7 protein-coding genes are annotated in these 12170 nt (G+C 49.0%); 3 read left to right on the top strand and 4 right to left on the bottom strand.

The genetic code is table 11. The features are described 5' to 3' along the window. Window positions 1-128 precede the first annotated feature (128 nt). The 3 genes from U6B65_07535 to U6B65_07525 all read right to left on the bottom strand — a co-directional run bounded on the left by U6B65_07535 (window position 129) and on the right by U6B65_07525 (window position 3110). A complete protein-coding gene (locus U6B65_07535) occupies window positions 129-791 on the bottom strand; it encodes a TrkA family potassium uptake protein (GenBank protein WRS26207.1) in 663 nt (220 codons plus the stop codon). Window positions 792-821: 30 nt separating this feature from the next. Next, entirely contained in the window at window positions 822-2222 is a 1401-nt protein-coding gene (locus U6B65_07530; GenBank protein WRS26206.1) for a potassium transporter TrkG, read from the bottom strand. A 426-nt stretch (window positions 2223-2648) separates the two neighbouring features. Beyond that, the gene (locus tag U6B65_07525) at window positions 2649-3110 is read right to left on the bottom strand and encodes a GNAT family N-acetyltransferase (GenBank protein ID WRS26205.1); all 462 of its coding nucleotides are present in this window, start codon (window positions 3108-3110) and stop codon (window positions 2649-2651) included. A gap of 409 nt (window positions 3111-3519) precedes the next feature. On the opposite strand from U6B65_07525, the gene U6B65_07520 reads away from it, so the two are divergent. From U6B65_07520 to U6B65_07510, 3 genes are read left to right on the top strand one after another with little or no spacing between them, the layout of a single operon-like run. Further along, entirely contained in the window at window positions 3520-4722 is a 1203-nt protein-coding gene (locus tag U6B65_07520) for an ABC transporter permease (protein ID WRS26204.1), read from the top strand. Window positions 4723-4740: 18 nt separating this feature from the next. Next, window positions 4741-5433: an ABC transporter ATP-binding protein gene (locus U6B65_07515; protein WRS26203.1), complete on the top strand. Its 693-nt coding sequence runs from the start codon at window positions 4741-4743 to the stop codon at window positions 5431-5433. Beyond that, the gene (locus U6B65_07510) at window positions 5430-7361 is read left to right on the top strand and encodes an ABC transporter permease (protein ID WRS26202.1); all 1932 of its coding nucleotides are present in this window, start codon (window positions 5430-5432) and stop codon (window positions 7359-7361) included. Before U6B65_07515 ends, U6B65_07510 begins: the two co-directional genes overlap by 4 nt. 367 nt (window positions 7362-7728) lie before the next feature. Here U6B65_07510 and U6B65_07505 read toward each other — a convergent pair whose 3' ends face one another. Next, window positions 7729-12072, bottom strand: coding sequence for a PolC-type DNA polymerase III (locus tag U6B65_07505; protein ID WRS26201.1), 4344 nt, complete (start codon window positions 12070-12072; stop codon window positions 7729-7731). Window positions 12073-12170 lie beyond the last annotated feature (98 nt).

The following is a 12170-nucleotide window of genomic DNA, read 5'->3' as shown; positions in this document are numbered from 1 at the left end:
ATCTCCTTAGACAATGTATCGGCTGCCTCAGAGCAGAATTATCGGGCTAAAAAGGATACCAGAAAGCATCCGTTTTAACCCGATTTTTCTAATGAGGGCAGGCCAGAATAAAGGCTGGCAGCAAGCACTTACTGTCTTGATTTTAAAACAATCAGATTATCGGTGGTAAACAGCTCTGTTTGTGCATCAAGAACCGCCATCACATCGTTATCCCGGATAATAGCAATGATATTGATGCCCTCGGTCTGGCGCAATCTAAGCTTTTGTAGACTGATTCCAATCCATTTGGGAAGGGGCTTCATTTCGATAATATCGTATTTATCTGACCGATGGATGTAATCCAACAAATCATTGGTGATAAAGCCATAGGCAATTCGTTCACCCATTTCTTTTTCTGGCAGAACAACACGATCAACCCCGATGGATTCCAATATTTGTTTTTGGCGCAGCCCGTTGGCCTTTGCCAGAATAAAGCCCACGCCCATCTCTTTAACGATGGTTGCGGTAATAGCCGCTGCTTCAAAATCAGAGCTGAATGCAATGATCACCACATCGAAATTGCCGATCCCGATTTTTTCAAGAGCCGCTTTTTCCGACACATCAGCTTGGAAGGCATGTGTTGAATAACCGGCAGCATCCTGCACCTTATGTTCATCCAAATCACAGCATAAAACATTCAGACCATTTTCATAGAGTGTTTTGGTTATGCTGCGGCCGAATTTTCCCAGGCCCAGCACGGCAAATTGTGTATGGGGGGAAACCTGTATGCTGTTCAACAGTTGATCCTTCATGGGTAGACGTTCCTTTCGGAGTAATAAAATTTATCCTATCATGACTTCTTCAGCAGGGTATCCCAACAAATCATCCCCATTGTGAACTTTGTGGGACAATGAAATAATGAGGGTTATGGGGCCGATTCTGCCAATAAACATGCACAGCATCAAAACATTTTTGCCTATTGACGAAAGGTAGGGCGTGATGCCTGTAGTAAGGCCAACCGTTCCCAGCGCCGATGAAACCTCGAACAGCAAATCGGAAATGCCGTGTGGAAATACGGTGTGATCTTCTGTTGCGGAAAGGATCGCGGTTCCGATGAATAACAGAAGCAGCATCAACACAATCACGGTCAGGGATTTTTGAAGGGTAATAACCGATATGGTGCGCTTTAGAACCACAATGTTTTTTCGGCCTTTTATAATGGACCAAACGCTGCATACAATGATAGCCAGCGTAACGGTTTTCATACCGCCTGCCGTTCCTCCCGGCGAACCGCCAACCAGCATCAACAAGCTGGAAATCAGCTTAGAGGCTTCTGTTAAGCCGTTTTGTGCAATGGTTGCAAACCCCGCTGTTCGAAGCGTAACGGATTGAAACAGCGCCGCCAACAGCTTATGCGGCAGTGAAAAGCCACCAATGGTTTGGGGATTGTTGTATTCCGCTATAAGAAAAAATAACATTCCGCCTACAATCAGGGCGATGGTCGTGATTAGCGCCAGCTTTGTATGAAGAGAAAAATGATACCTTTGCTTGATGTGGGCAGAAAAGAAGTACATGATTTTGCTTACAAAGTCTTTCCAAACGGTGAATCCGATACCGCCTATGATAATGAGTGCCATGATTACCACATTAATGGGTAAATTGGCAGAATAGGGAATCAGGCTTTGGTCTCCTATTATATCAAAGCCTGCATTGCAAAAAGCCGATATGGCATGGAAGATGCCATAAAACAAGGCTTTATGCCAAGCAACACCCTGATGAGCAAAAGAAAAAAATAGAATCGCCGCGCCAAGCGCTTCACAAACAAGGGTGCCTTTAATGACCAGAAGCACCATTTTGACCATCCCCCCTAAAGAGGAGTGGTTAAAAGCTGTTTGAATCATGAGCCGGTCTTTGAGTGAAACCTTTTTTCCAAAGTTGACCATAAAATAGGTTAGCAGAGTAATTAAACTCAGGCCACCGATCTGTATTAAAAAGAGGATGACCAGCTTTCCAAAAAGGCTCCAAGTAGAGGCTGTTGTCACGGTTACAAGGCCGGTTACACAAACGGCAGAAACTGCGGTGAAGAAAGCATCCAAGACCGGGACATCCACATTTTCTTGGTGAGAAATCGGCAAGGATAAAAGAAACCCGCCAAGGAGGATAACAAACAAAAAGCTCAGAGCAATGATTTGCGCGGGGGAAAGTGCCTGCTGAAACTTTTTAAGCCAAACTGGCATAGCCATAAGGACTGATCACCTTTCTATGCAAATTGAAATAATATCCTTATAAATAAAGGAGATTGTTTCAATTAAAGCTTTCTTTTTATAAATGAAGAATTTAGCGGGGGGATTATCCGATTATTGCCCACACACAATAAAAAGCCTTAAAAATAGCAAAAACACTATACCTCCAAGCGTTTCCATTGCATCTAAGAAACCTTTTCCTTGAAAATATAATGCCAATCCATATGTACCTTACCCACCGTGGAACAGCCTCTGTTCCAAATTGCTCTCATGATACTACTGCGCGTAAAAAAAGTCAAGGCTCGCTGGCTGCATTTTCTTTTTGGGGGATTGCAATGCAAGCTGCCAATAAACAGTGATTAACTCCCCATCTTTTTTCGCTTATATAGAATGGAAGATTGCTTGCCATACAGCAAAAATGTGTATTTATCTTCCGAGCGCATTCTGCTGAATGTTATCACCAATCAGTCGTTTGGAGAACTTGAAATGAAAGTTATGCATATCTTCTCGAATATAAAAGCGATGCGTATCTTTGCGTAACTGATTACAGGCTACCTCAATTTGTGAACAGCCGTTATCTCTTGCAATTCGGCAGCTGTGGGCGAACATTTCGTTTCCTATCCCTTTGTTACGGCATTCAGCGGCAACTGCAAATTCGAGAATTTCTGCGATCTGCTCTGTATGATGCAATTGCAATTCAAACCGCATATTCAAAGCGCCAACCACTGCATCTTCGTGCTCACAGACCAGGCAATAGTAGTGGTGGTCACTTATTTGATCCTGATAGATTGAGCAAAACCTGTCATAAGAAAGTTCCTTGTTTTCCATATCACAGATCAAAGAATAAATTGCTTTGCAATCCTTTAAATTGCTTTTTCTATACTGCATTCGGCGACCTCCTCAAGTCTGCGTTTACGCAAGCTTCTCATTATATAAACAATATTGAAGTTAACAAACCTTTTTAATTATATATTAAAAAGCGGGCTGAAACAAATGTAAATTCGCTTCTGTTTTAGTCCGATAGCTATGGCCCAGACAGCGGGCTGGAACCCCACTGCTTCGATTGCAATACTATTATGTCGTTTTTATAAATAATTTTAACAAATTTTGTTGTTTATATTTATTTAATATGATACAATAAAGATATCTTAGAATTAAAAATGCTTTTTCGTAAATGACGCATGCAAAAAAGATTTATCTACTGCGCCATACCTTTTCAGAGAGTATTTGAAATGTGATTGGGTGGTATATTATGTTTTATCTTCAAAAAGCTATATTAAATGTGAGACGGCACAAGGTGAAAAGCCTTCTTATGGTGGCTGTCTGCACACTGATTGTATTATTCTTGTTTCTTTACATAGGCAGTATGCAGGCCAACCAGATCCAGCTTGCCAACCTACCGGATGCTATGCCGGTATACGCACGGATCAGCAACCTCAATGGCACAATGAATTCCGGGGGAATATTAATTAAGGAAAATGTAATCAATACCTTAACGGATTCTCCCCATGTGACAGAGCTTGCCTATACTGTACCGTTAGGGGTGGCGTTAGGGCGTATAACTGAACAAGGTATGCAGGATATGAAGACAGGCGATCTTACCTTTCCCTTGGCTGCCGGTGCAAATGGGCTCATTGCTTGCCCCGGTTTGCTGCCGGAGAATATCACCTTTATTGATGGCGCAGGTCCAGAGTTTCTGGAAGGTGAGGAAGCCCTGTGTATTATCCGTAACGGCGATATGGAAAGAAATAATCTTGAGCTTGGCGACCGTGTTTGGATGACGCTATTTTACGCAACCTATCCAAACGATCGATACGACCTCACCTATAAATGGCTGGGAATGTTTGAGGTGAAAATAGTGGGCAGCCGCGGAGATGTGGGAGATTCCGCCGATGGAAGCATACCTTCCCAAATCATTTTCCCGGCTAAGTGGATACAAAGGCTGCACAAAGACGCTGGCATCATGTTTTTTGCAGATTCGGCACGGTTCCGGGTGGCCCATCCTTTAGAACTCAATGCTTTTAAAGCGCAAATGAAAGAATTACAGCTTATGCCCGTTATCTCTCAGGCTCAACATTCCCACAGGGGAAATGCGTTGACAGTAAACGATGAAGTCTTTGTGCGGGCGGCCAGCCGCCTAATGGATAATATTACGCTGATGCGGGTATTCACGCCTTTTGTTTGTGTAATAGTGGGCCTCGTTGGTTTTGTGGTATCTTACCTGCTGATGAACAGCAGAAAGCCGGAAATAGCCATTATGCGCTCTATGGGCATGAGCCGCGGAAAGTGTTTCGCAATGCTTTTTCTGGAAAACTTTATATTGGAATTAGTGGGCAGTTCTCTTGGTATACTAGCGGCCACCCTTTTTGCTCAAATGAGTGCGGCCCTGGCGGTAACGGTTGTGGCTCTGTTTTTTGCCTGTTATATGGCGGGAACAGCGGCGGCATTGGTGATTATCGGAAGATTCAGCGTGATGGCAGTTCTCGCAGCCCTAGAGTAACGGAGGGGAGAATAAAATATGTTAGCCGTAAATGATGTCGGATATATATATCAGAGCAAATATCAATCCATTGAAGCGCTCAAGCATGTTAGCTGCGATTTCAGTGCAGGCAAACTGTATGCTGTTATGGGGCCATCCGGCAGCGGAAAAAGCACACTTCTATCCCTGTTGGCTGGTTTGGATCTGCCAACCTCCGGTGAGATATTGGTGGAGGGCAGGTCAATGGCTTCTCTGAATCGTGATCGTTATAGGCTTGAAACGGCCTCGGTAGTCTATCAATCCTTTAACCTTTTCCCTCTGCTTACGGCGTTGGAAAACGTAATGTACCCCATGGAACTATTGGGTAAAAAAAAGTGTGAAGCGGCGGAAACCGCAAAGCGGCTTATTTCAGAGGTAGGCCTTGGCGAGAAATCCTACAAGCAATTTCCGGTCATGATGAGTGGCGGTGAGCAGCAGCGTGTTGCGATTGCACGAGCCCTTGCAGCGGGAGGTAAAATATTGTTGGCTGACGAACCCACCGGTAACCTTGATTCGGCAAACGAGGCAAACGTGGTGGAGCTGTTAAAAGAGTTGGCTCACCACCGGGGATACCTGGTAATCGTGATCACACACAACCAGTATGTTGGCAACCATGCCGACGCTGTCTATTGGATGGGAGACGGCCAACTGCGGATCGATCACGTTGAGGCTCCGGGGGCGATGCGCACATGAGAATCATCGCGAAAAGTATACGGCAGATGCTGCGCACGCCGGTGCGATCGGCACTGTTTTTGGTTTTAATTGCATTGGCAGCTTCGCTGCTCTCGCTGGGCGGTGGGCTTTATCTGCTCAGCTCGGAAAACACAAAGCGATTGGAAGACGTTTTTGTTACCATTGGCACAGTGCGGCAGAAATCAACAAGGGTTTATGAGCGTGAAACATGGGATGCGGAAAAAAAAGAGTATATTACCCGGGGATCTCAAGCAGAATATGCTTCCATAGTTCCGGTTGATGTGCTGCATTTCGAGGGAGCCAATTATATACATTCTCCGGTGCGAAGACCCTATTATGGTGCATATAATTTTGATTGGAAAGTACATAATGAGGATTGGTCTGTCACACTTATTGCACAGTGGCGGGAAAACTATCCGGTTTTGGAGCTGGAACCGGTTGAGGATTGTGTGCCTGATCACCCCGTGCGTATGAACATAAAAAAGAGACTTTATTTTGAAAGGCCGGTAGATGGCTGGGAGGGCCTTTGGCTGTGCGACCACTACAACCCAGATCCCTTGCCTCTGTATGCCGGAAAAACCTATATTATGGCATTGGATTGGAAGCCGGAGCATGCAGACTTCCCACGGTTTTCAGGGGAGTTTTTCCCCAGTGCTTATGATTATAATTTGAGAGAGCATCGTGCCTCGCCCCGTTATGAGGAATGGGCCATTGCTTCCACCCAGTACCGCCCAGACGGGGAACGCATTCCCGACAGCTTTGCCATAACTGCTCCGTGGGATGAGGTTACGGAGGGCTTTTATGATACCCCAAGGGGGCTCAGATGGCTGGAATATGCAAAATCGATGCATCGAGCTGAATACACCATTCCCGTTATACCTACCGACAGCACTGAATTGCTGATGTCCTTTTACAACGGCAACTCCAACGTTACCCAAGGGCGAGATATCACCAAAGAGGAGTATAGAACAGGAGATCGGGTTTGCCTGATTACGCAAGAATTTGCAAGTCTCAATGGCTTCTCGGTGGGGGACCAGCTGGCGCTCCCCTTGTATTATGCGGATTACCGAGACTCGGCCGGTCGGGATTTTTCTCCCGGTGACGTTCTTCTGGGGATACCGGATCACCTCCTAAATGCGCAAGGAAAGTGCTACGAGGTTTTTGAGGAGAACGAATACACCATCGTTGGAATTTATAACGAGATCAATAAGGTAACGCGCTCTTCGGGTTTCGATATGCCGGCGAATGGGGTGGTGATTCCCGCCGCATCGGTGAAAAACAGTGATGAGAACAACATTTTGGATTATGGCCCCATGATGGATTACAACACTGTTTTCCAAATTCCCAACGGAACCATCGGGCCATTTATGGAGGCTTGGGAAAAGCAAGGTGCTGACGATCTTGAAATTACCTTTTACGATAGAGGGTATACACAGCTAAAAGAGGGGCTGGATAAAATCAAGGGGGTTGCGTTGGCTCTGTTTGTTGCGGGAACGTTTATTGCAACTATCATTTTACTGTTTTTCTGTCAGATGTTTATCGGCAAGCAGAAAAAACGCACAGCCATTGAGCGCTGTTTAGGGATGAGCAGGGCACAGTGTTCACTTTCCCTGCTGTCGGGTATCCTTGTAATAGCATTGCTTGGCTCCATAGCAGGCAGTTCAGCTGGATATTTTTTGTCAGGCAGGGCCATGAAGCTTTTTACATCCCAAACGCAAAACGAAAGATTCAACACAGAATACAGCAGCTGGGCTGATACCGCTCATAAAAAACTGGATATACAACTAGGTGATTCTCCTGCCGACCCCATAATCTGCGTAGTAACCGGATCGTTTATTCTTATTTTGTCGGCGGCAATTGCTATGGTGGGGATTCAAAGCAACTTGAGAAGCGAGCCATTAAAGCTATTAAGCATGCGAGAGACATAACGCTTTCTAGTTCAGTGCTCTGCTATCATGGGGTCATAATCATGCGGTTAGGGCGAATCTTCTTCTAAAAAAGCAGGGCAAGAATTTGCCCTGCTTTTTTGCGCTCATTCCAAGAAGCCCTTTGCTGCACAGCAGACACAAAAACTATGAGGCTTTAGGTAGTGTCAACAGGCCCCTTTTTTTACCTTATCGGCGAAATCAGGATGAAGGTCACCGCTTATACTAAAAAACCTTAGAGATAAAAAAGGAATCCCACGCTGTAAACGCGGGATTCCTCAGTTTGCCGAAAAGTCCCACCGGGACTTTGGGAGGGTAGTTCTTTACTGTGGGGCGCTATCCGGGGGCATCTATGTGCCATGTAATTGCCCTAAAACAGTGAAATCTGGCTGCTTTCCGGCAGGCCTGCCAGGCTGCCCGCCTCCCGCAGGGTTTCCATCACCGATTTGGAGATGCCCGCCCGGGTGATTACCTCGTCACAAGAAATATAAGGCCCCTGCTTTCCGGCCTCCATCAAGCTTTTGGCGGCGTTTTCCCCCAGCCCCTTCAAAGCCGAGAAGGGCAGGCGGATGTTGCCATCCTCCACCTGATACCGGGTGGCGTGGGAAATAAACAAATCCACCGGCAAAAATTTGATGCCTCGTGCCAGCGTTTCCGCCATGATCTGCAAGGTGGCAAGCTGGTCGTTTTCCTTGGTTGTCCGCTCGTTGCCCAGCTGGCGCAGAGCATCCATTTTCAGGGCAACGGCATTTTTGCCGCCAATAGCCGCCTGTGCATCCAGATCGGCTCCCCGCACGGTATAAACAGCGGCATAAAAAGCCAGCGGGTGATAAATCTTGAACCAGCCCAGCCGGATAGCCGCAATAACATAGGCCGCCGCATGAGCCTTGGGGAACATATACTTGATTTTCATACAGCTGTCAATGTACCACTGGGGCACATTGTTTTTCAGCATGGCGTCGATGTGATCCTGTGTCAGCAGCTTGGGCGCCTTGCCCTTACGGGTGATCTCCATGATCTGGAAGGCCATTTTCGGCTCCAGCCCCTTGTAGAGCAAAGTGGTCATGATGCTGTCACGAGTACCGATCACCTGTGAGATATCGCAGGTGCCGCTTCGGATCAAATCCTGCGCATTGCCCAGCCAAACGTCGGTGCCGTGGGAAAGGCCGGAAATCTGCAAAAGGTCGGAGAAGTTCTTGGGCCGTGCTTCACCCAGCATCTGGCGGACAAAGCTGGTTCCCATTTCCGGCAGGCCAAGGGTGCCGGTGTTGCAGTCGATTTCCTCCTCGGTAACCCCCAGCGCCTCCGGGGTGGTGAACAGGCTGAAAACCTTGGGGTCGCTCATGGGAACATCGGCGATGGTCAGGCCGGTTATTTCCTCCAGCCGTTTATACAGGGTCGGCACGTCGTGCCCCAGAATATCCAGCTTCAGAATGGTATCATGAAGGGAATGGAAGTCGAAGTGAGTGGTGATCACATCCGAGTTGGGGTCATCCGCCGGGTGCTGAACCGGAGTGAAATCATAGACCTCGTAATCCGCCGGAACAACCACCATGCCGCCGGGATGCTGGCCGGTGGTGCGCTTCACGCCGGTGCAGCCCAGCACCAGACGGTTTTCCTCCGCCCGGTGGAGGATGCGGCCCTGCTCATCCAGATACTTTTTCACAAAGCCATAGGCGGTTTTATCCGCAACGGTGGAGATCGTCCCGGCCTTGAACACATGGGAGGAGCCGAACAGCTCCTCGGTGTATTTGTGGGCTTGGGATTGGTATTCACCGGAAAAGTTCAAGTCGATATCGGGGGCCTTATCGCCATCGAAGCCCAGAAAGGTTTCGAAGGGGATGTCGTGGCCGTCCTGCTTAAAGAGGGTGCCGCATTTGGGGCAGTTTTTGGCGGGCAGGTCAAAGCCGGAGCCCACCGAGCCATCCTCGATGAATTCGCTGTGGCGGCAGTTGGGGCAAACATAATGGGGAGCCAGCGGGTTAACCTCCGAGATGCCCGCCATGGTGGCCACAAAGGAGGAGCCAACCGAGCCACGGGAGCCAACCAAATAGCCATCCTGCTCGGATTTTTGCACCAGCTTCTGAGCGATCATATACAGCACCGAAAAGCCGTGCTTGATAATAGAGCCCAGTTCCCGATCCAGCCGCTTGGAGACAATCTCGGGGATAGGGTCACCGTAAACCTCACGGGCCTTATCCCATGTGATGCGCTGTAAATCCTCCTCCGCTCCTTCGATGGTGGGGGTGAAGGTGCCATCCGGGATAGGCTTGAAATATTCCACCAGTTCGGCCAGCTTGCCCGGGTTTTCCACCACCAGTTCCAAGGCCTTTTCCTGACCCAGATAGGCGAATTCATCCAGCATTTCCTGTGTGGTATGTAAATAAAGGGGGGACTGCTGAGCCGCATCCTTAAAGCCCATGCCGGTCATGAGGATTTCCCGGCCAACAGCATCCTTTTTATCCAGAAAGTGCACATCGCCCGTGGCTACAACGGGAATGTTCAGCCGTTCCCCCAGCTTAACGATGGTGCGGTTGTATTCCCGCAGGGTTTCTTCGCTGTCCACCTTGCCATCCCGCAGCATAAAAGCGTTGTTGGCAATGGGCTGGATTTCAAGGAAATCATAAAACTTGGCGATTTCGCACAGGGCGTTCCAGCTTTTGCCCTCCACCACCGCTCGGAACAGCTCGCCTGCCTCGCAGGCACTGCCCACCAGCAGGCCCTCCCGGTGGCGCACCAGCAGGCTTTTGGGAATGCGGGGCCGCTTGTGGTAATATTCCAGATGGGCGGCGGAAATTAGACGGTAAAGGTTTTTCAGCCCCACCAAGTTTTTGGCAATGAGAATCTGGTGGAAGCTGGGGCTTTTTTTCGGGTCGTTGCCGGAAAGCACCGTATTAATCTGAGAAACATGCCCGGCACCTGTTTCACCGCTGATCTGCTCCAGCATCAAAAGGAAGATATCGGCCAGCACCTTGGCATCGTCAGAAGCCCGGTGATGGTTGAAATCCGGCAGTTTCAGGTGCTTAGCCACGGTATTTAGCTTGTGGTTTTTCAGCTCCTTATAGAGCGCCCGGCTGATGGGCACCGTATCGATGGAGGTGAAGGCGTAGCTCATGCCGCACCGGGCGGCCGCCTTGGCGATAAACCCGGTATCAAAGCCCGCATTGTGGGCCACCAGAATGGCGTTATCCCCGCCGCAGAATTCATAGAATTTTTCCATGGCTTCTTTTTCGCTGGGGGCATCCTTGACCATTTCGTCGGTGATGCCGGTCAGGCGGCTGATCTCGGCGGGAATGGCCTTTTCCGGGTCTACAAAGGTGGAGAAAATTTCCTCAACCTGCCGGTTCACCACCCGGACAGCACCAATTTCAGTCATACGCTCGGTGTTGGCGGAAAGGCCGGTGGTTTCTATATCGAATACAATAAAGGTGCCGTCAAAGGGGATATCCCCCAGCCCGGCAACAATGGGAATCATATCGTTGACAAAATAGCTTTCCACCCCATACAGAACCTTGAAGTCCCCGCCCTTTTTGCGGATGGCTTCCACTGCGTTCATGGCCTCGGGGAAGGCCTGCACCACGCCGTGATCGGTGATGGCGATGGCTTTGTGGCCCCACTGGTAGGCACGGTTGATGAGCTTTTCCACCGGGGCAAGGCCATCCATGGAGGACATGTTGCTGTGGCAGTGGAGCTCCACCCGTTTTTCGGGGGCTATATCGGTAACGTTCAGCTTTTTCAGCAAAGCCAGATCATTGACCCGGATGTTGACCTCACGGTCGTATTTATCGTAGCTGGCTTCGCCACGGGCGGCAATAACAGCACCGGGGGAAAGGCTGTCCAGTGGTTCACACTTGGCAACCTCCTCAAAAATTTTGAGGGTGTTGGAGCTGGTGTAATCGGTGAAGTTCATGGAATAGATGGCCTTGGAGCCATCCCGGGTGACCCGTTTATCCACCGAGAAAACCTCACCCCACACAGCCACGGTGCCGCTTTCGGCTGTAACCTCGTTGAGGGGGAGTGGCGTGGTGCGGATCGCCTTGCCCTTGATGATCTGCATGAAATCCGGGTCAAGGGGGAGCTTGTCCACATCAAAGGTGACCACGCTGACTGGGGCGGCCTTTTTCTCGCCGCCGCCCTTGGCATCCGCCGCCGCTTTTTCACTGCGGGTGGTGGCCATTTGCATCCGGGCGGTCTGGGCGATCTCCGCCTCCCGCACTTGGGTGAAGTCTTCCTCCTCACTCTGCTGGCCTGCAACAAACACTACGGCCACAGCCCGGGAGAATTCCTCTTTAATGGCCTGCTCCAATAGCTTGGGGCAATTGAGGCCCTCCAAAAAATCTGCTCCCGCTCCTGCCAACTGAATGGTTAGGGTATCATCGGCAAAGGAGGCGGCGGCTCCGTCAAAAAAGCCGTTGACCGGCACACCCTTTTTGCGGACTGCATCAATGAGGTCTTGAAAATAGGAGGCCTGAAAAAGCTGGGGCGCATACCGGGGGATTAGAGTACAGCCGGTGAGAGAGAGCTTATCTCCCAAAACAGAGGCAATGTGGCTTAGCTCAGTTTTGGATACCAGACTGCCCGGCTTTATTTGAACAGACAAAATGGCCTTATCCCGATCCAACGCTATATGTAGGATTTCTGCATCAGCCAAAGCGGGGGAAAGGGGTCTTTCCAAATAATCAGCGATGAGCGTTCCAAAGGTACCCAAATTCACTGCACTCCTTCTTTGAAAAAAATAAGGGGCCCGTGGCCCCAAACGAAAAATAAGCCCGGCTAAAATGTTCTTGCAAAATAAATACTGTAAGTATATAA

This window comes from Oscillospiraceae bacterium MB08-C2-2, assembly GCA_035621215.1.
In the GTDB taxonomy this organism is placed as follows: Bacteria; Bacillota; Clostridia; order Oscillospirales; family Ruminococcaceae; genus WRAV01.
Note: the sequence above shows the minus strand (reverse complement) of the source record. Positions and strands in the feature narration are given on the sequence as shown.

Excerpts from the sequence above, each read along its gene's own strand:
- U6B65_07535 (WRS26207.1), bottom strand. The coding sequence starts at position 791 with ATGAAGGATCAACTGTTGAACAGCATACAGGTTTCCCCCCATACACAA.
- U6B65_07530 (WRS26206.1), bottom strand. The coding sequence starts at position 2,222 with ATGGCTATGCCAGTTTGGCTTAAAAAGTTTCAGCAGGCACTTTCCCCC.
- U6B65_07525 (WRS26205.1), bottom strand. The coding sequence starts at position 3,110 with ATGCAGTATAGAAAAAGCAATTTAAAGGATTGCAAAGCAATTTATTCT.
- U6B65_07515 (WRS26203.1), top strand. The coding sequence starts at position 4,741 with ATGTTAGCCGTAAATGATGTCGGATATATATATCAGAGCAAATATCAA.
- U6B65_07510 (WRS26202.1), top strand. The coding sequence starts at position 5,430 with ATGAGAATCATCGCGAAAAGTATACGGCAGATGCTGCGCACGCCGGTG.